Source organism: Bacillus sp. UNCCL81 (assembly GCF_900112535.1).
In the GTDB taxonomy this organism is placed as follows: Bacteria; Bacillota; Bacilli; order Bacillales; family Bacillaceae_G; genus Gottfriedia; species Gottfriedia luciferensis_B.
This window is the reverse complement of record NZ_FOMF01000019.1, coordinates 25124-49110: the sequence shown is the minus strand read 5'-3', so window position 1 is coordinate 49110 and position 23987 is coordinate 25124. Positions and strand designations below refer to the sequence as shown.

Below are 23987 nucleotides of genomic sequence, written 5' to 3'. Positions count from 1 at the left end.
CATTTGACTAATTTAGTTTAATGTTCGATATTAATTGAACTACAAACTGATTAATAAAAACTGCTAGATTACTCTAAGTAAAGGCTATTTGATTAGGATTTAGTGTATACTTTTTTTGATGAAAAAGTTGATTGGAATGGAGGGGTGCTCGACTCCTATGGGATTAGCGGGAAGGCTAAAGACCCCGCAGGCTTGCCGAGGAGGCTAAAGAATCCCGCCCCATGGAAAGCGAGCATCCTGTAATGGAAATCAACATCACCTACTCCTTTTACGAAAATTTGGTAATTTAATTGACAAAGTTGTTTTTCAAAGCGTGAAAAAGACGACTTAATAACAGTCGTCTTTTCCATTAGAAAAATTAATTCAACCCTAGCTCTTTCTTAATATCCTCAAGTGATTTTGATTTATATTTTTCTAGAGGTTTTGGAGCGTTTTCCACCGTTGGATTTTGCATTAAGTAATTCTTTTCGATGAATGCAAAGTCTTTTGCGTCTACGATTTTATCAAAATTAATGTCTGCACTGCGACTGTCAGTTCCCCAATTAGTTTGGATTGCTAAGGCGTCCTTCAAATCAATGACATTATCTTTATTAACGTCTCCAGGAATTGCAGCATTAAAATTTATTTCAGGATTCCAATGAGCAGTTAGTACGCCTTCATCATCTAGGAAGCCCACATGGAAAGGTTCATATATTGTGAAATGGCCAGGAATATCGAGTGATACGACCATTTCATCGAGTGTTTTTGGTAATTTATCCACGGATACTTGGCCAAATTGATTAATAACTCCTGGGTAGATGTTACCGTTTTGATCCTTTACTGATAGAACTGCACCAATCTGCGAAGGGGCTACCCTCCATGAACTCTTACCTTCTTTTTGCAATGAGACTGGAATTCCAATACTTCCTGAAATTTTTGAATAAGTTGGTTTGAACCAAATTGGTGGTATTGTTGAATTCATTGCAATTGATTGGTTAGATTCATTTATATAAGATGCAGAAGATGATTTAAAAGGCGAATAAAAATTATAAGTATTATCTTTTACTTTTAACGTTACTTCTGCAAATGGTACATCACCTGTCACTTTTCCGTTAGTCATCTCTATATTGACATTTACATTTGTATTCAATCCTGATGGAGCTGAATTAGATGTGAGTTTCGCTGAACCAAATTTTTCAATTGCTGGATTAAGCTTTACATCTACAAATTCTAATTGATTATTTGAAAATGAAAGGCTACTAGCTATTTTTTTTGCATCAGTAACGTTATATGCTGTTAGGTTCACCTTTACATTTTCACCTGCATTTACAATTTTTTGATCAACACTTCCATAAACAAGTGGAGTGCCTTCTGGAATAAATGTAAAATATTTGTTTCTTGTACCAATCTTAGCTGAATTATATCCTGCAAGTTCAACATTTACGCTTTTAGCAGAAGGGTCAATCGGGATATTATATGCAAAATTTCCTTTTGCATCAACATTGAAACCATTTGAAAAGGTAGTATTATTATTTTTTATCATCACAAAATTACCCGATTGATCAATAGAAATACCTTGCGTACGATAATCATCTTGGGTTTTATCAAAAACTGTACCTTTAATTGGATAAGATGTTGTACCAGGTTTAACCTCGATAACGCCTTCTTCTAAATCTGTTGTAAAAGTAGGACCAGTAATATCAACCATTACATGGTCCGTCATCGAAAATGTTTTACCATCTCTATTAGTACCGATCATTTTTATCTTATAATGTGCTGGCCCATAAGGTACTTTTACACTTGTAGGTGATACTGGGTTTTTCGGGTCATTAGTGAAAGGATTATAGTATCCGGTAAAGACACCAGTGACATAGTAATCAGTATTTTCATCCAATTGCGATGCAGGGATTTGTCCTAAATAACCGATTTCTTCATCTGTTTCACTATCAAGTAAAACGAAATCGATTGTTTCCATACTAGAACTTAAATTAAAGGTTGCACCTGCGTTAAATTCAAGTAATGGGTAATAATTAGTATAATCTGATGTCATCATCTTATTGTATGTAGCCGCTGAATTAAATCCTTCTTTTACATAGTGAACACCGAATGGTATTTGATACTGTTCTGTTTGATCTGCATCATTCGTAAAGACGATATACCCTTCATAAATTCCTTTTTCGGCATTTGCAGGTATTTTCAAATGAAAGTTAATCGGTTTTTGACTACTTCCATCTAGAGTTACTGAGGAAGGACTAGTTAAGGTAACATCATTTAAGTTTGCATCTTTAGAACCTCTTAATCCAGTTTGATATTTAACATCAATACTAAATGTCTTCACTTGTTCACTACTATTTTTTAGTATAATTTGTCGGTTCGCCGCAATTTCTTCGTTTTTGAAACTAAATGACCCAAAACTCATCGCACCTGTTAATTCTTTGATTGATTTTTCTTTTCCATCAATAATTGTTGGCGTACTATCTACCACATTTAATTCTACGTTTGAGTGAATTGCTTCATATGCGTCTACTCTTCCGCTACCAACTTCAAATACACTATAATCCTTCTTTAAAGGATCAGCCGTATTCATCAATATAGATTTTATATCTGCTGGCTGTAGATTTTTATTTGATTGTAGTAATAGTGCTGACACTCCTGCAACATACGGAGTCGCCATTGATGTTCCAGATAGGCGTTCATATGCAATTTTATAATCTTCCGGTTTTGATCCATCTCCTGTTTTATTATTTACATAAAATGGAACAGTCGAAAGAATTGCTGCACCTGGCGCCGTTACTTCTGGCTTTATGTCATAATTTATGCGAGATGGTCCTCTTGAACTAAATGATGTTAGTTCATCCTCAGGTGTTTTAAATTTCGTATAATCACCAAAAGTAAAGTCAGAACTTCCTTGTTTAATCGCATTTGAGATTGCTAGGCCATCTTCATTTGACATCGAAAATGTAGGAATGGCTAATAGAGATTCACCGACATACCCTTGTATGATCCCTTCAGCTTTGTTGACGTCATTATTATAAATTATTACTGCAACAGCACCTTTAGCCTTCGCTAGTTTGATTTTATCAATAAAAGAAGTATCACCTCTTTGAATAAAAGCAATTTTTCCTTTTACATCTTTTCCGTTATAATCAACGCCTTTTCCTAAACCAACATCAACTAGATTAAACGTTTTTCCTTTTAATGCTGTTAGATCGTCTGTATAGTTTCTGGCTAATTCTCTAATAGTATATTTTTTACTATTTTGAAAACCTGAAAACTGGAAAAGATCTATTGCACTAGTTGATGCACCAACTGTTAATGCTAATGCTGATGATCCTGGAGAGCCAAGTGTATACATTCCATTTCCACTATTACCAGCGGCAACTACAGTCGTAACGCCACTTAGAACAGCATTGTTTACAGCTACCGAAGTCGCAAAAAGCGGGTCATTTATTGTTGCACCTAGTGACATATTAATGATATCCATCCCGTCACTTACTGCCTTATCTAGTGCTGCTATAATGTCAGCACCTTTTCCAGATCCATATGGTCCAAGAACCCTGTATGAATAAATATCTGCCTCTGGCGCTGCTCCAACAGTTTTATATTCAGTATCAGCAACACCTCGACTGCCGATTATTCCTGCAACATGTGTACCATGTTCTGTATAAAATGTATTTGATCCCGAGATTTCAGGTTTTCCTGATTTTTTCCAATCAGCATATGTAGCTTCCATCGGGTCATTATCATTATCAACGAAATCATAGCCACCTTTATAGGCATCTTTTAAATCTGGGTGGTTATAATCAATACCTGTATCAAGAATTCCTATCTTAATGCCTTTCCCTGTATAGCCTTCAGCATGTAAACGATCTAATCCATCATAAGGTGAATAGTTTTCGATGTTAAATTCGTCTGCTTTCAATTGTTCACTTTGTTCCTTTAGATTAGGTGGATTAATTGAAAACGTCTCATCACTCCATACATTTTTTACAGCCTTCGATTTTAATAGATTCTTAATTTGGTTTGCTGGTAAGCTAATCGAAACACCGTTAAAAGAATGTTCATAAATACGATTAATCTTATAGTTTACTTTTGAATTATTTTCATCTGTTAATATTTGGTCTACATCTTCTTGAAAGGTATTATGATCTTGATCAACTAATTGTGTAGCCTCAGTTGCAGATAATTGCTGCCCTTCTAAACTAGCTTCAATTTGAGCAACTTTTGCAGGCTTATGTACAAACTCAACTATGACATTAGCTTGCTCTGTAGTATTTAAATCCTTATCAGAAGAAATTTTAAGACCTGTAGATTCATTCGTTGAAAGTTGATTTAAAGCAGCCCTTTGTGTTGGTGTTAACTTAGCGAGCATGTCCTCAACGTTTGTAGAGCTAACAGCTTTTGATACATTCGTTACATTACCAAATGAAGCTAAAAGAAAACTAGACGATAAAGCTAAAACAGTCATGCTTTTTACAATCTTACTTCTTTGTACCGATTTCCCCATTTTCTTCCTCCTAGTAATTAATTATTGCCACTAAAATTAAATGATGGCTACGATCTGTTTAACGATCATTTAATTTCTTTCTATAATTATTCAGAAAATTCACTTTTCGGTCAAATGGGTTATTTTAACCCTTTATTATCGCAAGTACTATAAAAATATTACGATTTTCGACTATATTCCCTAAAAATATTGAGCAACATAGTAGTTTTAATCAAACCTACTAGCGGCCGTTAAAGCGAAAACAAAGACGTAGTTTGACTTATACTTAATTCCTAAAACTTGGCACCACTTGGAATTAAATTTTCTCTCTCCAATTTATACTTTCATAAACAAAAAAAACTATTGAAAGATATCATTCCAATAGGACATTACATTAATCAATTAAAAAATCGATTAATATTACATAAAAAAAAGAGAGCATCCATATAGATGATCTCTTAAAACGATTGTCTCCTCATAAATTAACTACAAATTTCCTATGCTTAAAATACAAAAAACATAGAACGATCCTTCCGATCTCAGAATGGACCATAATTGATAAGATGAGCAATTATAACCGCTATTAAACCGATTGTGTATTCAATTAAAATCAAAGGGAGAATCCACTTTGCCCACCTTGTCCAGGAAATTCCTGCAATTGCCAACCCAGCCATTAGCGTTCCACCTGTCGGAAATATAATATTTCCAATACCATCCGCAAATGAAAAGGATAATACTGTTGTTTGGCGTGTAATATGTAATAAATCTGCAAGCGGTGCCATAATAGGCATTGTCAACATCGCATGACCACTACCTGATGATAATATGAAATGGATAGCCGCTTGGAAGTTGTACATTCCGACAACACTTAAAAATGCAGGAATATGTTTCATTCCTTCCGATACTTGGTGAAGTAGGGGATCTATAATATGACCTTGATTCAATACGACCAGAATGGCGCGCGATACACCAATAATTAAAGCTCCGCTGACTAAAGATGCCGATCCCTGTGTAAAAGATTCTACAGTATCTTCAATAGATATCTTGCCAAGGATTGCAATTACTATCGTTAAGATAATAAATAAGGATGCAATTTCTGTTATATACCATTCATACTTAATAACACCGAAAACAAGAATAACATAATTAATAAAAAATGCTGTTAAAATCCACTTATGTCTTGTTGTTAGCTCTACATTCGCTGTTAATAGATTGTCTGATTTATTTGTATCGAATTTTCCAAAAACTCCAGTTGATGGATTTTTCTTTACTTTCATAGCATGACGATAGACAAATGTAACAGCAATAAGATACATGACTACGAATAATACGAGGCGGAAACCCATCCCAGAATACATAGGAAGACCTGCAATCCCTTGGGCCATCCCCACTGTAAACGGATTCATAATTGCGGTTGTAAATCCGACGGACGCCCCTACCAATACCATCGCAGTTCCTGTTATCGTATCAAAACCAAGTGCAAGAGCCAATGGAATAAACAGAGGTACATAAGCCAAACTTTCTTCAGCCATCCCCATTAAGGATCCTCCAAGTGCAAAGAAAAGCATTATAATAGGAATCATCAGCTTTTCACGGTTAGCGAGATTTTTTGCCATGGTTGAAACAAGAGCCTCAACCGTACCTGATGCCTTTAATACACCAAAAAACCCTCCAATAATAAGCACAAAAAAGATAATATTAGCTGCTTCTACCATCCCTGTAGGAATAGCTTTTACCATATCAAAAAATCCAAGCGGTGCTGATGCAATCCATCTGAATGAATCTGGATTTACCGTTGTATGCCCATTTTTTTCAATATGTGCATATTCTCCAGCTGGCATTATATGTGTAATTATGGTTGAAATGACTAAAAAGACAAGTAACAGTGCAAATACGTTTATTTTCCATTCTCTTTTTTCCTTTTTTTCTCCTGACTCAGCTAAAATTACTTTTCCTGACAGTTGACTCATATTCCGATCCCCTTTTCAATAAATTTTTGGCAACAGATAGTCTGGTTACCTCGTCTGCGAAAGCATACCAGACTCTCATATTACGAATAACTCTTTATATCTTTAAGAGGTAACTGAATGCCATCGATCCTATTTCTCATGGCACTCTAAGATTTAACCACCTTTTTACTAGTTACATTAACAAAGTGATTAAATAAACGCTGCTGTAGAATATCCCTTTCCGACATCATTTCTGGATGCCATTGGACAGCTGTTACATAATGATGAGCTTTGGATTCGATTGCCTCTATTACACCATCAAACGACCAAGCACTCACTTCAAAATCTCTTCCCAACGTTTTGACTGCTTGATGATGAAAAGAATTAACCATTAAGGATTTTTGGCCAATAGCCTCATAAATTTTTTTCCCTTCAAGAACATTAATAGAATGGGAGCCTTGCCATTTACGAAACTGTTCCCGAACATGGAAATATTCAGGGCCCATCTCATGTTCTAAGTCTTGATATAGAGTCCCACCAGATGCAACATTCAACACTTGTAATCCTCGACAGATTCCTAGAATAGGCATATCTTTTTCTAAAGCTTTTCTTGCCAGGTTTAATTCAAAGTTATCTCGTTCTTCCTCTACTGTGCCTAAATACGCTTTGGGTAAATCACCATAATAAAGTGGATTGATATCCGCCCCACCAGCCAATAATAACCCATCTAATTGGTTAAGTGTGGAATCGATTTGATCAGCTTCTTCAATTGGAAGTAGTACAACCGTAGCACCCGCCCGTTGAAGCGAACGGATATAGTCATAAGAAAAGATTGCCATATCTTGACCTGGTAATCCACGTAAGCCTTCCTTTCCTATCTCACTATGGTCAACATAATATCCGGTAACGCCAATTAGTGGTTTCATTTCCTCTCACCTCATCTATTTGTTGTTTTTCACTGAGTGATTTTATCTTCTTACCTTCCTCCTTTTTCTAACAAATGATAAAGAATTGAATAGGTGGATTACTACTCTACAAATTTCATTAATTCTTTACACGCTATTTATATAAGCAAGTGTCGTGCCAACATTAAAATGTAAATAATTATTTACATTTTTTTAAATATTTCGTTGTTTTCCCAGTGCTTGCCATGTTGATTTGGATTATAATTGGTTATTATTTGGTTATTTAATAACCAAATTATTCAACCAACTTTAGACCAATAAAATTCAACTAAAGAGGTGTTCTATGACCGAATTTGAAAACAATCACATTGTATTGATTACCGTTTTAAAAGAAACACGAAAAGCACTGCATCAACAACTAGCAGAGATGTTAAGTGACCTCATAGAGATTGAAAGTTTTTCTGTAGAAGAAAGTATTCCAAAAGTATTTCATTCTACATTAATCGTTTTACCTAATAAATTTACGATAGAAACGGTCAAAGACTATATTGGGAAGAATTGCGAGGTAATCATTGCAAAACGGACATTAAATTATGAAAACGTAGATCAACTTTTATTTTTGCCAGAAGGAACACAAGCCCTGTATGTGAATGATAATCCTGAAACAGTATATGAATCGATTGAAACCATGCGTCAATTAGGACTAAACCATATTGAATATATCCCTTACTATCCAGGAAAAACTAACATACAAATGATTAAGCTTGCAATCACACCTGGCGAACTTAAAATTATCCCCAACTTTGTAGAAAAAGTGATTAATATAGGTCATAGATTAATAGATATTACAACGATTATGTCCATTTTGGAGCGATTCCATTTAATGGAGGAATACGGTAACCATGTTTCTGAAAGGTATTATCGAAAAATAGTAGATTTGACGAAGAATCTAGCGAAAGCTCATCGACAACTTCATCAAGTAATTGATAGTGTTGGTGACGGAATACTAGCTATTGATAATAAAGGAAAGATTGTTGTTTTTAATGAATTCTTGGAAAATATGCTAAAAATAGAAAACAAACATGCTATTGGTCATCCTATTCATTCCATTATTGATAATATTGATTTGTTAACTTTTATCCTTTCAAATAGTCAACAAGAAAGCGGTATATTTGTTGTAAACGGATTAGATGTGATCGTAGAACGTCTGCATATAAATGATCAATCAATTATTGTAACTTTTAGAAATGCCCTCAAGACCATTGGATATGAACGTAAATTAAGAAAAGAATTTGTTAAAAAAGGATACATAGCAAAATACAACTTTCCTGATATCGTCGGAATTAGCTCTTCCATCCAAGAAACGAAACAGATTGCCAAAAGGTTAGCTAAGAATGATTTAACGGTTTTAATTGAAGGTGAAAGTGGTACAGGAAAAGAGTTGTTTGCAAGTGCCATTCATAATGCTTCTTTTCGAAATAGCGGCCCTTTTCTTGCCGTTAACTTTAGTGCTTTATCGGATGATTTAGTTGAGAGTGAACTATTCGGTTATGCGGACGGAGCTTTTACAGGAGCAAAAAAGGGCGGAAAAATAGGATTGTTTGAGCAAGCAAATGGTGGCACTATTTTTTTGGATGAGATTGGAGATATTAGTCTCAAACTTCAAGCACGACTACTTCGAGTATTGCAGGAAAAAGAAATCATGCGTGTTGGTGGAAGTCAAATCATCCCCATTGACGTTCGGATTATTGCAGCAACCAATAAGAATCTATTGAAAATGATTCAAGAAAATGTTTTCAGAGAAGACTTATACCATAGGCTTAAGGTACTCTTTATACACCTTCCCGAATTAAGGGTTCGTCAAAATGACGTTGAATTATTGGCTAAACATTTTGTTGCGCTATCGGACCGTAAAGTCAAAATTGAACATGAATTAATTGAAGAACTTCAAGCTTATCCATGGTATGGAAATGTAAGAGAACTTAAAAATACCATAGATTACATGCTTGCAGTCCGTACTGGAAACCAAATAACGAAAAATGATTTGCCTAATCAACATTTTTTTCAAAAATCTCCTCATAGGAATACAAATAGCTACACAATCAAGAGTATACCGTCCTTTTATTCAGGTTCAACCACTCTTGATGAAGAATCACTTTTCATCCTTAACCTCATCATGAATTATGAGGAAAATGGAAAGATCATCGGAAGAAGGATTATTTCTGAGAAGAGTCAAGAAGTCGAAATGAACTTATCTGAAGCACAGGTTAGACACCGGTTGAATTCCCTAAAAATTAGAGGATATTTGCAAACAAATAGAGGTAGGGCAGGAATTAATCTAACAAGCAAGGCTAAGGAGATTCTAAACACAAACAGAGAACGAAATCTTTGATTACTGATCATCGGTGTAATACAATCTAAGGTTTTTGCCTAGCTTAGGGTTTTCATTTACACAAAATAACGGGGAGCTAATCATCAGCTCCCAAGTTTTATGTAACATATGCATGCGTTAGCCATCCATGAATCCTCAGATTCACAACAGTGAATGAAAGTTTATATCGTACTCCCATTTTAAATATCTAAGATAAAACTCAAGGAAATCGTAAATTGACTAAACGCTCTTCCAAAATCACCCGCAGCTCATTAGGAATCCTCTCAAACTCGACCCCTTTCCCCAAAAACAAAAGCCAATCCGCATAATACTCTAGCGCCTCAACATCGGTTACATCCAACTGTACATTGAAAATCCCACTCGACTGAAACATCCCAGTTAATGACAAAACAATTCCCGGCGGGTGCATACGTTTAAAGCGCTGAATACCGGTCGTATCAAGTTTTACTACAAGATTAGACTCACGTGCAAAAAGCCGTTTTTTGTTTAAAATCTCTTGCTCAGACCATTTCATCTCCTTCTCAGAAATTGCCGAATCCCGCAGCATATCAACAGGTAAATAATGAAACTCATCCGAATCAAAATCATAAACCTCAACCAGCCACTGAGCGTTCGAGTTAAAAATGTGTAGTAAAAAAACGTCCATCAACTGCGGCCAGCCAGGAGTCATCTCATAAGTCACGCGTAAATGTTTATCCCGTACTGCAAGAGAAATCAATTGGTTCAGCTCTTCAGGCGCAGCATCATCGAGCTCCAAAAGATTCGGATTGGCAGGATTTGTATTTTCAAAAAGCAAAATATTATTCAGCTCGATCAACTCGTCTTGCTGGGTTTGGGACGCGATGCCGATGAGTTTTTCAGTGATTGAGCGGCGATTTTGCAGATAAGGCAGCTGCGAATTTTTCGAGGCGATAAAGCTGATAAACATCGCCTTCAGCTCTTCTGCCGTGAAGCGGGTTGCGGGCAGATACTGATTTTGTATGACAAAGTAGCCACCACCACGACCAATCTCGGACGTCAGTGGAAATCCCATAGACTGAATCTCGTTAATGTCGCGGATCGCCGTTGCGCGGGATATCTTGAACTCTCGCTGAATTTCAGCAATCGTAAAATGTGCGCGATTATTTATGTAACGCATGATCAGGTTTACTCGTTCTATTTTCTTCATATTTTTATTGTATCAAAAATGTATCAAATAAATAACAGTAATAACAGATTTACATTAATTATTGAAAATGTAAAATGAACAAAAATCAAAAATACTTAATAGTTCAATCAGCAAAGCAGCTTGTGCTGATCAGCTCTCTAAAAAAATATGTAAAGGGAAAAGTTAGTAAAACTTTATTTATTTGATCTTCGAAAAACAGTATCATTTTTTGATACATTTGGCTATTAGAATCAATCTTGTAAAAAATAAATCCACAAAGGAGAGAATATAATGTCTAAATACTCAATCAAAACAATCACAGAAAACTACAAAATGACTGCTTTCGGTGTTTCGCTTGAAGACTACAATGACTGGGCAGGTAATGCTGCAAAAACTGCAGCGAAAAAAGCCGAAATTACTGAAAATGGCAAGCTAGCTGAACTTCTCGCGCTTGCTGACGGGCAAGAATATCAAATCAACTATGCTATCGAACACAAGGCTTGGCGCGGATTTGGCGTGATGGGTGAGTTCGACGTGGAAGGCGCGGTCGTCCTCGACTTCCTTGCTGGAGACTATCTCGTCGTGCCTGGCACAAGCACTGACAAAAATCGCCTTGCTGACGAAATCACAGGCAAGGTTTTCAGCGGCATGTTGCAAGAAATCACAGACTACAAATACGTTGGACCTGGTAACTCAACATTCGTCAAATCCGCTGAAAACGGTGAATTCTACGGCGAAATGTGGCTTCGTGTAAAAAAAGTAGAAGGCTAAACTCTGCTAACTTTGTCAAAATTAAAAAAACAAGATCTGAAAAAAAAGGAGTACTCACATGGAAAATTACACACTTGAACATAAAAAATCGTTCACATTGACCGCTTATGGTTTTTCAATCCAGTCGAATTTCCAAGACATGCAAGCTATGCAAAAGGAAAAAGCTGAGTTTTGGAGTGTTCTTAAGGCTGACGGACGTTTTGATAAGCTCAAAGACGCAGCAAAAGACGATCGCGAATGGTCAGTCAACGAAGTTTATCAAGGAAAACCTTGGAATTATTTTGCAGTAGAAGCTGGTAAATCAGTGTCTGACGCAACACGCATCATCGAATTTCCAGAGAGCGAGTACATCGTGGTCGCAGGAAATGGCGATAAGGAAACTTTGTTTGATCAGCTAACATACCGTGCTTTTGGCGAAGTCTTGACACAAGTCACTGACTATGCGTACGTTGGTGGTCCAAACGCGACTTATCGCAAAGATAACGGCGACGGCACTTTCTACGGCGAATTTTGGGTACCTGTGGTTAAAAAATAATAAGAAAAATCATGTAAAAAAGGATTTATTCAATTTGTTATCAAAGCCTCGATTTTTCGGGGCTCTTTATTAGTTAATTTCGATTCTTCTATCTGAGTACTGTGGCTGTGAATGTACCATCTGGATTTACTGGGACAGGACCTTTTTTGGGATTATCATGTATGTAATAGAAGAAAAATTCCATATGTTTATGTATTTGGCTAGTACGAAAAATAGAAACAAAAAGAGATTGTCCGAAAAGTAGGCTTGTTCATGGCTAAGACAACTCTCTTGTAAAATTATTGTTAATCTGTAAAATGGTAGCGTTGGTTTAAGCACCCACGCTACCATTTTCTATTTAATCTATTTGCTATTACTTAAGTAAATTATAAATAAGCGATTACAACCACTGGCTTCTACACTTAATTCCGGTATAAACACTTACAGAAAGTTTTTTATTAAGTACTCGTTAATTTGGTTATATTCATGCTGGTAAACTGGTCTTCCGATGGTTCCATATATAACCTTTACATTAAGGATTCCTAAATCCTTTAAGAAGTTCATATACTTTCTCGCTGATACCCTTGAAATGCCTACAACATTTGCCACTTCTTCGGTGGAAAACGGCACCTCCTTCAATTCCTGAACTGCTTCCCATATTTGCTTTAAAGTATCCTTAGTTAACCCTTTTGGCAGCTCTTCAATTATTGTAGTTTCATCCCTGTGTAAAAGATAATTATCGAGCTCTTGTTGGCTGACTGTTTCCAGTTTATCGGTAAACCGGGTCTTTTGCTGATAGCTAACAAGAGCAGCATTGAACCTTTCAAATTCAAAAGGCTTTATTAAATAATCGACAACCCCATACCTTAATGCCGTTTTGATTCGCTCTAGATCAGAAGCTGCTGAAATAATAATTACATCAACTTCAAGTTCATTTTTCCGGAGGTACGTCAATAACTCTAACCCATGTTTGCCCGGCATAAAAATATCCAGAAGTATAAGGTGTATATCTTGCTTTCTAAGCACAAGGATCGCATCATCGACTGAATTGGCTATTTTAGTTAAACGGAAACCATCAATCTTAGAAAGGTATTGTTTATTGATTTCCGCCACCATAGGGTCGTCTTCTACAATCATTACATTGATCATGCCTTTTCATCCTCTGCTTTATAAGGTATATAAACCGCAAAATTCGTTCCCTTTCCCGGCTTAGAAGAAATGATTAGGTCCCCTTCAAGTCTTTCAATACCCTGAGCTAAAAGATATAGTCCGACCCCACGGTTATCTCCTTTCGTGGAGAAGCCTTTATCGAATATTTTATTTTGTATTGCTTTTGTCATTCCCATACCTGTATCCTTAACCTCGATTGTTAAAATATCCTCTGCGTAGTCAAGCTTTAAATCAACTTTTTTGACAGGACTGTTCGCGATCGCTTCCATTGCATTATCGACAAGGTTTCCAATAATCGTTATGAGTTCTTGAGTGATTTCCGGATTCACAGGCTGGGGGATCTTGTTTGTGCAATCAAATGATAGTGATGCACCTGATTCTCTTGCAAAGCTTAGCTTGCCAATCAAAAATCCAGCTAGAACCGGATCCAGGACATTCTTTGTTACAAAACCCATTTCCATTTCCCGATGGTTAACCGTTTCACTCACATAGTTCGCAAGTGTGTCGTATTGTTCGGTACGGACTAGGCCAAGAATAACATGCATCTTATTCATGAATTCATGGGCATGGGCACGAAGGGCATCCGCATAATTACGCACCCCTGTGAGCTGTTCGGCCAATAACTGAACTTCCGTTTTATCACGGAATGTAGCGATTGCTCCAACCGGTTGATTATCCACCACTACTGGCACCCTGTTTACCAAAATAGTAACCCCATGCAGATCCTGTTCCTGATCAACCTCGGTTTCTCCAGACTGCAAAATACGGGTTAAGCGGGTCTCAGGTAAATAATCTTCTATTTTGAGTCCTTTTGGATTCCCTTTTAGGCCGGCTTTTTTAAAAAGCTTTTGTGCAGCCCTGTTTACAAGGGTAATTTTTCCTTCTTGGTCAATGGCTATAATTCCCTCACGCACCGACTGGAGCATGGAACTCCGCTCTTCAAGTAGCTTAGCTATAGCGAACGGCTCGAGGCCCAATAAGATTTTTTTGATAAACCTGGCTAAGCCCACCGCACCGGTTACCCCGATTAATATTCCGATTATTGTCCCAATCATCATCCCCATCCGACCTTTATGTACAGCCTTCGTTACGTTTTCCAAAGAAATCCCAACCGCAACAGCGCCGATTTGTTTTCCATTTGAATTCATTATTGGTGTAAATGCCCGCATGGAGGGCCCGAGAATCCCCTTTGAGATAGATACATACTCTTTCCCTCGAAGGACTGGTCCTTCATCTCCTCCCCTAAATCTCTTTCCAACTTCACTGGGATCCGGATGGGAAAGCCGGATTCCTTTCATATCCATGACAACAACAAAGTTAACATGCGTTAAATCTTTTATTTGATTAGCAAAAGCTTCTATTTCTGTCGAATTTGTTTTCCCCTCAAGAGACCCAATTACTTGCGGGTTAAGAGACACGATTTTTGCAATATTGAGTACCTTTTCTTTCTGTGTCTCTTCCACACTGGAAGTAATTCTCTTACTGATTAGCAAATCGGTTATACCTAGTGACAAAGCGACAACAAGGCATACAAAAATAATGATGATGGCTTGTAAACTATATCTGCCCTTTTTCATAATCTCCTCCAGGTTATCTGCTTAATGATAGTATGAATAAGGTTTATCCATTACATACTAAGAGACCGCAACGCTCTCTTGAAGAGCTTTGCAGTCTCTATATTAAATCAACTTATTAGTAAAATTTCACCCGCCACGATTTGGTTAAGCAAGGTGGTAAAGAAATAAAGATGGAGTCAACGTAAAACAATTGCTCCATCTTTATTTTTTTCAGTATTTAGGCTCTGTTTTATTAATAAGGACTAACTTTATTTTGCTATCCCTTGACTTCTATACTTCTAAAGGAATACTCTTAATTTCTTTATACTCAGCTTTCCACATAGCATCTTCAATCGCATTTTCAACATCTTGAATATCTGCTCTTGCAATTCCTTCGTGTATAGCTGCATAGGCTACTTCAACGGCTACGTATTTTGAGACTTCATGTAGCTTTTCAATGGATGGCAGCAGGGATGCTCCAGGTTTACTAGTGTCAGACATACTTGCAACCGCATAAGCAGCAGCTGCAAACATTCCTTTTGAGATCACTTCAGCTTTTGCAATAATCGCCCCCAAACCTAGGCCAGGAAATACAAATGCATTATTTGACTGTCCAATTTCATAGGAAACACCTTTGTATTCTACATTGGCAAACGGGCTACCTGTTGCAATTAGAGCCTTACCATCGGTCCACTTAATCAGGTTTTCCGGCACTGCTTCAGTCAATGCAGTCGGATTAGACATTGGCAAGATGATAGGTCGGTCAACGTGCTTGGCCATTTCTTTAATAATTTCTTCAGTGAATGCGTCGGCTTGTCCTGAAGTACCAATCAGGATTGTTGGCTTCACCCTTTGAACTACTTCCATTAATGAAATGATCCCTTCCTCATTCTTATCCCAATCCTTAACTTCATCCACCTTTCTTGCATAAGGCTTCTGGAAGTGCAGAACATCTGGTGTTTCATCTGTTAATAGACCCCGATAGTCTACAGCCCAGAAACGATCAAAGGCTTCTTCTCTGGTCGATCCTTCTAGAACCATGACATCTGCCATTTGGTCTGCGTTACCGATGCCAGCAGCTCCTGGTCCAAAGACAACAATGCGCTGGTCCTTCAAGGATTCTCCTGTTACTTTCAAAGCAGACATAATAGCAGCAAGGGTAACGGCACCTGTCCCCTGAATGTCATCGTTGAAGGTTAGAATTTTGTCACCATATTTGTCCAAGATATTTCGCGCATTAACGTTGCCAAGGTCCTCCCAGTGAATGAGAACTTCTGGAAAGAAATCCCTAGCAGTCTGAACGAATAAATCAATGAATTGATCATAACGATTACCTCGGACACGTGCGAATTTGTTGCCGATATACATAGGATCTGCAATCAAAGCCTGATTGTTCGTGCCAACATCCAACACGATTGGTAGAACACGGTTTGGATCAATACCAGCTGCAGCCGTGTACACGGCAAGTTTACCAATCGCTATATTAATACCGCCTATCCCTTGGTCCCCAATACCAAGAATGCTTTCAGAATCGGTCACGACAATTAAATCAACACCATTTTTTGATTTCCCAAGATTATAAAATGCCTTTTCTATTCCCTCAGGATTATCGATCGAAAGATATAAGCCATCTGAACGTCGGTATCTATGGGAGTATGACTGGATTGCATCGCCGACAGTTGGAGTGTAGATGATTGGGAGCATTTCTGCCAGGTGTTCTTTCAAAAGGCGGTAAAACAAGACAACATTACGATTATATAAATCATAAAGCAGCCCGTTTTTGAATAGATTGGTCGTCCGCATCGAATATTGTTCATAAACCCTATTAACTTGTTCATCAAGGGTTATTACTTGTGGAGGTAACAGACCTTCAAGCCCAAGTTCTTCCCTTTCCTCTTTCGTAAAAGCTGTTCCTTTATTCAAAAAAGGATTGGAGAGAACTTCTTTTCCTTTTATTGTAGTTATAATAACATTCTCAGGTACACGCTCAAGTACATTCATGGTGTTTCCTTCCTTCTATCTTAAATTAGCAATTTTAGACAATATCGAAACCATGTTAATAAAATTTTCCTTATCATACTATTTCTTTAACTAAAAACCCTTTTTTGTAACTAAAAAAAGCAGAAAGTGAAACCGCTAACTGCTTTTTCTTTGTTTCTTTTTCAAATTGGCTTAAAGCTTCGGAAGCATGGTTGCCAGGATTACAGTAAATTTTTATTTTATTGTCATGATGCTCTTGCAATTGATTTATTAGCTTTTTTCTTTTCGGACATTTTAAATACATAATTAACAATAATAGGGCAAACTATTGCTGATATTACACATGCTGCTGCAACTTGCGCAGTAGCTCCTGGTGCTATGGCAGCTAAGGTTGGATCTGCTGCTGCAACAACAGCTGGTGTAGCTACAGCATTCCCTGCAGTTGACCCTGTTGCTAAACCAACGATCGGATTTTCTTTAAATAACTTTAATAGTACATAAGCTCCAATTCCAGTGAATGCAGCTATTAATCCTAGTAATATGCCAGGACCTCCTGCTTTTATAATAGTTGAAAGATTCATTCCCGCACCTAATGGGAATGAGAAGAATGGGATTAATAATAATTTACTGCTTCCAAGGAACTTTCTCATATCAGAATCAATATTTCCTAAAATCATTCCTATTACGATTGGAATTAATACTCCTATAAGAGTTTGAAAAGGAATTGTGGCTAGGCCAGATGCACCTAATGCAACTAATGTAAAAAATGGGCCATCTTTTAAAGAAAATAAAGCATATGCACCTACATCGGTTTCGTCACCATATGATGAAGCAAGAGATGCATATAATCCACCATTAGCATTTAATAATGCTGCAAGGATAGCTAATGGTGATAATCCTAAAATTCCGGCTGGCCCAAAAAGCATCGCTACAGTTAAACCTATACCTGCACCCACTATAAATTTTCCTGTTAATAATATTGCACCTTTTTTTAATGCCTTTGGTGCTAATTTGAAATTAATTTGTGAACCAATTAAAAACATAAAACATGCCAAAATTGTAGATGATGCCTCTTTACTAAATAATGCCGTTGTAAAACTTCCAATTTGTAAAAATTGCGGGAAAAAGGTATTCGTTAATACTCCTAGAAAAAGTGGAACAACCATTAGACCACCTGGAATTTTATCAAGCGTTTTCTTAATTGGAATTTGCATTTTTAACCCTCCTAAAATAGTTTTATAATCTAGAATGAATCCATTATTTTATCAATTGTTCAAATACTAGTAGAAAGCGGTTCCATTTTTCTTGCATGATGTTCTATGTTTTAATCTCCCTATGTTTAGTTACCTGTCTATCATATTTCGATAAAAACTATTTTCATAGTTTATGAAAGTTTAATAATCCTTTTTGTAAATAAAAAAAGTAAGCAGTTTCAATAACTGCTTACAAAAAGTTTTTTATTAGGTGTTTATTGACCACATGAATAATTCCCCACCCGGTAAATCATAATGATCGAAATTCACATTCTAATTCAATAGCTTTCTTATATTGTTTATTAGCAATTAAATGCTTATATAATTTTTTTCCATATTGATTATAGTATGAAATATTATTTGTTAATTTAAATTGTGGAATTGCTATATCATTTAAGTATTGATAATATTGAATTTGGTTATTTTCACAACACAGTTTTAAAAGTTTAAATAAAGTAATATGAATTGAACTATTATTTTTTTCTGCTAATTTTATTCCTTCATTAGTAAGCTCTAAAAGTTCATCTTTAGGTAATAACCTACCCTCCAAACAAGTCTCAGTATAATTATAATATCTCCTTAAATAATAAACTGATGTCTTATCTGTTAATTGAAGTGATCGTTCAATGTAATGCGCAGCATTTTCAAAATCTCCTCTTTTAAAATAACTTATACCTAAATTATTTAATAATATCGCTTTTTGATTACTTGCCCCAACACTGTCACAATTCCAGATTAAGTCCTTATATTTTTCAACAATCTTTACAAAACTCATTTCTTGTTCCTTTTCATATTGAATTAAAATAAGGATTTGTGCATTTATAGACTGTACATAATTATGAGTAGCATTAAAATAATGTAGTGCTTTTTTCGCATTTATATAGACTAATAGATTCTCTCCTGCATAATGATAGGCTAGTGCAAAATGATAGTAAACTTCCTTATTTTTATATTCTTTAAGATTTATTTGATTTAAAATCCCTACCGCAGCTCGTAAATCTACACTCGTCGTTGACCTATATATGCTTAAATAATAGATTGCTTTAATATGTAACAGAAAGTTTTTTTCATATTCAGACAGATTTTCACTATACTTTCTCTCAACAGAATTTATTATTTTTAGTGATTGCTTTAAATTATTTTTCCAAAGATAATATCTAGCTAATATTAAAAGATTTCTTACTACGTATTGAGATGATGAGATAAATGGGATCTGTTCTAATTTTTGTATAATCTCGTCGACTTTATTTGAGTTGTGCATAATTAATGCATTCTTTAACTCTTCTAAGTAATTTTCAATCATATGATACGAATTAAGCTTTTCGTTTATATCAATCCCTAATCGTTCTGATAATAAGGCTAAAATCTTAGAAGATAAACTAACTCTCCCACTTTCAATTCTACTTAAATGAGATTTTGAGCAAATCCCTTCGCAAAGCTCATCCTGGCTAAATCCTTTTTCCTTCCTATAATATTTAATGATTTCTCTTTCAAACATTACTTCTCCCCCAAGTTATCTTTTAGAAATAATAAAATCAGCTTTAACCATGATGTTCAATCTCTAAATCTTGCCATACTATCTAATTAGAATAAAAGCACGCTTATGTTAAAAGCGTGCTTTATGCCTTGAAGTAAAATTTATAAATTATTGAATTCCTAACTCAATTTTGATATCTGCTAATGTTTTCCCCTTATATTTTTTAGCTGGTTTTGGAGCGTTATCAACAGCTGTATTTTGCAATAAATAGTTCTTTTCTACATAAGCAAAATCTTTCGCATCAACTGTTCCATCAAAATTGATGTCTGCTGAGCGTTTGTTCGTTCCCCAGTACGTTTCAATAGCTAGAGCATCATTAATATCGATCACATTATCTTTATTTATATCTCCAGCTGTTGCAGTATCTACTGTTTCAGTTCCTAGTCTCAATTTATAACCATAGATGAATCCATCGATTGTGTTATATGCAGTATCAAATTTTCCATAAGTTGTAAAGTGTCCAGGAATATCCGTAACAACTGTAAATGCATCCTTCGTTACTGGTAAACCACCGATCGTAAACTGACCTCTTGAATCCATTGTACCAGTGTATTTTTTTCCTTTACTATCTACCACTGTTACATTTGCACCAAGTTTCGTATAATCGATATATTTTAATGTTCCGTCTGCATTATTGAAACTCTCAGGATGAATATAACCAATGACACTTGAGGTATTTGATAAAATATTGATTGGTACAATAGCTGTAAGTGGTTTTGTCACTACATTATCTACACTTGTAAATGTTGAATTAACACTATAAAAACTAGAATAATTATACACATCATTTAATTCTGGTATTTTAATCGTTACATCAACCATTGGAATATCGCCAGATACATCTTGTGTACCATCAAATGTCACATCTACATTTGATTTAACTGTTGTACTTGAAAGATTTGTTGTCGTTACATTTAATTGCCCACCAAGTTTTTTTGCTTCAGGGTTTAAAGCAATATTGACAATATTTGTATCTAACGTACTCGTCGTAAAATTATAATTAGCTTTCTGTAATTTCGCTAGATTATTTGCCGTTAAAGTTACTGTAATTTTGTCCCCAACTTGAGCATTTACTTGATTTAATCTTGTCGCGACATTTGCTTGTCCGTAAACATAAGGTGTACCTTCTTTAACAAATAGATATTGCTTCATTCCGTTGAAATTTGTTGCTTGATCTACTCCAGCAAAACGAACATTTAAAACTGATAAATTTGGTTGCATCGCAATTTCATCTTTTGCTTTTCCATTTTCATCAAGTGAAAGCTTACCTGTAAGATAAAAACTATTGTAATAATAACCAATATAGTTTTGAGATTGATCAGCCTTTAAACCAATTGCTTTCATTTGATCGACAATTTTATCATTAATTGAAGCTGTAATAGGAATTGTTTTTTGTTCTGGCTTATATTCAATAAATGGATTACCAGGTTTTTCACCTTGTACTTGGACATCAAATTGATTTGGCATTGTATTATCAACGAATAAATCTTGTGCAATCGTAAAAGCTTTATCATTATCATCATAACCAATCAATTTCATTTTGTAGTGACCTTCTTTTGCTTTAACTGGTTTATTGTCAAAAGGACTACTTGAATCGGTTGTAAATGGATAATAGTATCCCATAAACGGTTGAATATTATATTGAACACCTTCATTATAGGCTACTCCATCGAATGCATTTGAAATTCCTAAGTCCTCACCAGTTGTCGCATCAGTTAGTACCGCGTAAATATATCTCATGTGCGATTTTAACGTAAAATTAGCCGTTAAGTAAGGCGAATATAATGGTGCAGATAGATTATTGCGATCAGTTGAAATTGATTGACGACTAAGGTTCAAGCTTTGGAATCCTTGTTCAACATAATGCACACCAAATGGAATTCGATAAGTTTCTATTGGATTATCTTTATTTGTAAAGACAACATAACCTTCGTAAATTCCTTTATCTGCCGTTTTAGGTATATTTAACGCTATATTTAGTTTCTTTTGGCTAACCCCTTTTAATGTAACAGATGTAGGCGCTTGAACGGTAACTCCATTTGCTACGGCAACTTTCGAACCTCGTATATTTGATTGATAATTTACTTGAATATTAAACGTTTTTGTTTTTTCTCCTCTATTCAGCAGTGTTACTGTACGAGTATCTGAAAGATCAAATCCATTGTAAGCCTTATTCCCGAAGCTAAGTGCACCAGTATCAATATTAATTTGTTCCACTTCTCCATTAATAATTGTAGGTGTACTTTCTTTTACTTTTATTTCAATTGTAGAATGAATTGCGTTATAAGGATTAATGCGACCTGCGCCTTCTTCAAATACGGAGTAAGGCTGACTTAACGAATCTGCTGTATTCATTAAAATCGATTTAATATCTTCAGGTTGTAAATCTGGATTTGCTTGTTTTAATAAGGTAGCAACGCCTGTCGTGAAAGGTGTTGCCATCGACGTACCTGACATACGTTCATATGCATATTGGTAGTTGGTTGGATCGTTTGGACTATGAATAAAGCCAGGTACCGTTGATAAAACACTTACACCCGGAGCTGTAATTTCAGGTTTTATTTCATAATTTACTCGAGTAGGTCCTCTAGAGCTAAAATCAGCTAAGTTATCACCTTTTGTTGATAACTGTCCTAAATCACTAAATGAAAACTTTGTATTACCTGATGTAATTTTTTGCTGTAGTGCAAGCCCATCAGCATTTGTTAAATTAAAAGATGGGATAAAATCAGTACCCTCACCTAAGTAGTAAGGCAAATATCCTTCATCTGGATTGTTATTGTAAATAAGAATTGCTGCAGCACCTTTTAATTTAGCTTGTAATATTTTATCGTTAATTGTACTTGTTCCACGCGCAACGAGTACCACTTTACCGGTTACATTTAGATTATTATAATTGCTTGCTTGTCCAATTCCAGGAATATTGACAATGTCGTAAGTATTGCTTAATAAAGTTGAAATATCATCACTAAAGTTTTTTGCTAATAAACGTATGTCGGAATTGGCTGTATCAAGATGACCCTTCATAGTTGGAATTTGTGAAGGTACATCACTTGCTCCTACTGTTAAAGCTAATGCTGCTCCACCAGGCGATCCGACCGTATACATTCCATTGCCGGAATTTCCTGCAGCTACCACAGCTGTCACTCCGCTTAATACTGCATTATTAATTGCAATTGCTTCTGGGAATAACGGGTCATTATAGTTCGCACCTAGTGAAAGATTCATTACATCCATTCCATCAGCTACAGCTTGATCAATCGCAGCAATAATGTTCTCAGTAGTACCACTTCCACCTGGGCCAAGAACTCGATACACATATAAATCTGCATCTGGTGCTATTCCAGTTGTTGCATAGTTACTATTATTTTTCCCTTGTCCTACAATTGTTCCAGAAACGTGAGTACCATGTTCCGTTACATATGAAGCAGCCCCAGTACTTCCGCCCGGCTTACCTGCTTTAATCCAATCAGCATATGTTGTTTCCATTGGATCATTATCGTTATCAACGAAATCGTATCCACCTTTGAATGCATCTTTAATATCTGGATGATTATAATCAACACCCGTATCAAGTACTGCTACTTTAACTCCTTTACCTGTATATCCTTCATCATGTAGCTTGTCGATCTTTAAATAAGATCGTTCTGCGGCCATTCCTTGTCCTTGACCTTCTTTTGAAGGCTGTGCTTCACTTGTTGGCTCTTCTACTTTAACAGTTGAATCACTGTATATCGCTTGAACTGCATCTGATTTTAATAAATCCTTTACTTTATTTGCAGGTACTTCTAGTGCTACACCATTAAATGCATTTTTATATTGACGTTTGATTTTAAAGCTTCCATCTGACTTTGTTTTAAAATTAGCTTCTAAATCGTTTTTAAATGTTGAATGATCTAACTCAACATTCGCTTTTGCTTGCTCATTAGATAAGGTCTCGCCCTTTACTGCAGCTTCTAATATAGCTGCTTTTTGAGGTTTATTTTTAAATTGAACAATTACAGACACTTTACTAGAACTTTCTAGGTTCACATTTTCATCTAAAAATAAACCAGATTGATCATTTGTCGAAAGTTTTTCTAGTGCTTGTCTTTGTGCCGGACTTAAATTAGCTAAAATCGATTCGGCTTTTGAAAGGCTTTCAGCTTTTGTAACGTTTGTTACATGTCCGAGTGGAGCTAAAACAACACTTGATGATAAGGCAATTGCAGCAAAGCTTTTTGACATCTTACTTTTTGGTGCAAGTTTTCCCATAATCTTTCCTTTACCCCCATTTTTATCTCTAGTAATAACGAATAAATCACTAACACTAGTAGTCTATTAATCAGTACTAGAAACTACTAAATTT

Annotated in this window: 13 protein-coding genes; 3 read left to right on the top strand and 10 right to left on the bottom strand. The window is 35.8% G+C overall.

Annotated features, from left to right (window positions below; genetic code table 11):
• Window positions 1-358 precede the first annotated feature (358 nt).
• The 3 genes from BM319_RS23240 to BM319_RS23230 all read right to left on the bottom strand — a co-directional run bounded on the left by BM319_RS23240 (window position 359) and on the right by BM319_RS23230 (window position 7340).
• Window positions 359-4486 (bottom strand): S8 family serine peptidase, encoded by a 4128-nt coding sequence (locus tag BM319_RS23240; protein ID WP_091024908.1) that lies wholly within the window; start codon window positions 4484-4486, stop codon window positions 359-361.
• A gap of 518 nt (window positions 4487-5004) precedes the next feature.
• The gene (locus BM319_RS23235; RefSeq protein ID WP_069033041.1) at window positions 5005-6435 is read right to left on the bottom strand and encodes a YfcC family protein; all 1431 of its coding nucleotides are present in this window, start codon (window positions 6433-6435) and stop codon (window positions 5005-5007) included.
• 146 nt (window positions 6436-6581) lie between these two features.
• Window positions 6582-7340 (bottom strand): gamma-glutamyl-gamma-aminobutyrate hydrolase family protein, encoded by a 759-nt coding sequence (locus BM319_RS23230; RefSeq protein WP_069033040.1) that lies wholly within the window; start codon window positions 7338-7340, stop codon window positions 6582-6584.
• Between the two features lie 322 nt (window positions 7341-7662).
• On the opposite strand from BM319_RS23230, the gene BM319_RS23225 reads away from it, so the two are divergent.
• A complete protein-coding gene (locus BM319_RS23225) occupies window positions 7663-9711 on the top strand; it encodes a sigma 54-interacting transcriptional regulator (RefSeq protein WP_069033039.1) in 2049 nt (682 codons plus the stop codon).
• Between the two features lie 199 nt (window positions 9712-9910).
• On the opposite strand, the gene BM319_RS23220 is transcribed toward BM319_RS23225, so the two are convergent.
• On the bottom strand, window positions 9911-10879 hold the full coding sequence (locus BM319_RS23220) for a helix-turn-helix transcriptional regulator (protein WP_069033038.1): 969 nt from the start codon (window positions 10877-10879) through the stop codon (window positions 9911-9913).
• A 270-nt stretch (window positions 10880-11149) separates the two neighbouring features.
• Between BM319_RS23220 and BM319_RS23215 the strand changes: the two genes are divergently transcribed.
• Together BM319_RS23215 and BM319_RS23210 are read left to right on the top strand one after the other, a co-directional pair.
• Window positions 11150-11629 carry a hypothetical protein gene (locus BM319_RS23215; protein WP_091024906.1) on the top strand — a complete coding sequence of 160 codons (480 nt, stop codon included), beginning with the start codon at window positions 11150-11152 and terminating at the stop codon, window positions 11627-11629.
• Window positions 11630-11687: 58 nt separating this feature from the next.
• Window positions 11688-12164 (top strand): GyrI-like domain-containing protein, encoded by a 477-nt coding sequence (locus BM319_RS23210; RefSeq protein ID WP_091024904.1) that lies wholly within the window; start codon window positions 11688-11690, stop codon window positions 12162-12164.
• 420 nt (window positions 12165-12584) lie between these two features.
• Here the strand turns inward: BM319_RS23210 and BM319_RS23205 are convergent, their stop codons facing one another.
• From BM319_RS23205 to BM319_RS23180, 6 genes are all read right to left on the bottom strand, one after another.
• Window positions 12585-13292: a response regulator gene (locus BM319_RS23205; protein WP_069033035.1), complete on the bottom strand. Its 708-nt coding sequence runs from the start codon at window positions 13290-13292 to the stop codon at window positions 12585-12587.
• On the bottom strand, window positions 13289-14890 hold the full coding sequence (dcuS, locus tag BM319_RS23200; RefSeq protein ID WP_069033034.1) for a DcuS/MalK family sensor histidine kinase: 1602 nt from the start codon (window positions 14888-14890) through the stop codon (window positions 13289-13291). Before dcuS ends, BM319_RS23205 begins: the two co-directional genes overlap by 4 nt.
• Before the next feature lie 270 nt (window positions 14891-15160).
• Complete coding sequence (locus tag BM319_RS23195; protein ID WP_091024902.1) at window positions 15161-16870, bottom strand: NAD-dependent malic enzyme; 1710 nt, start codon at window positions 16868-16870, stop codon at window positions 15161-15163.
• Between the two features lie 224 nt (window positions 16871-17094).
• Window positions 17095-18063 carry a 2-keto-3-deoxygluconate permease gene (locus BM319_RS23190; RefSeq protein WP_091024900.1) on the bottom strand — a complete coding sequence of 323 codons (969 nt, stop codon included), beginning with the start codon at window positions 18061-18063 and terminating at the stop codon, window positions 17095-17097.
• Between the two features lie 289 nt (window positions 18064-18352).
• Window positions 18353-19600 (bottom strand): helix-turn-helix domain-containing protein, encoded by a 1248-nt coding sequence (locus BM319_RS23185; protein ID WP_091024897.1) that lies wholly within the window; start codon window positions 19598-19600, stop codon window positions 18353-18355.
• 147 nt (window positions 19601-19747) lie between these two features.
• Entirely contained in the window at window positions 19748-23893 is a 4146-nt protein-coding gene (locus BM319_RS23180; protein WP_091024895.1) for a S8 family serine peptidase, read from the bottom strand.
• Window positions 23894-23987: the final 94 nt, after the last annotated feature.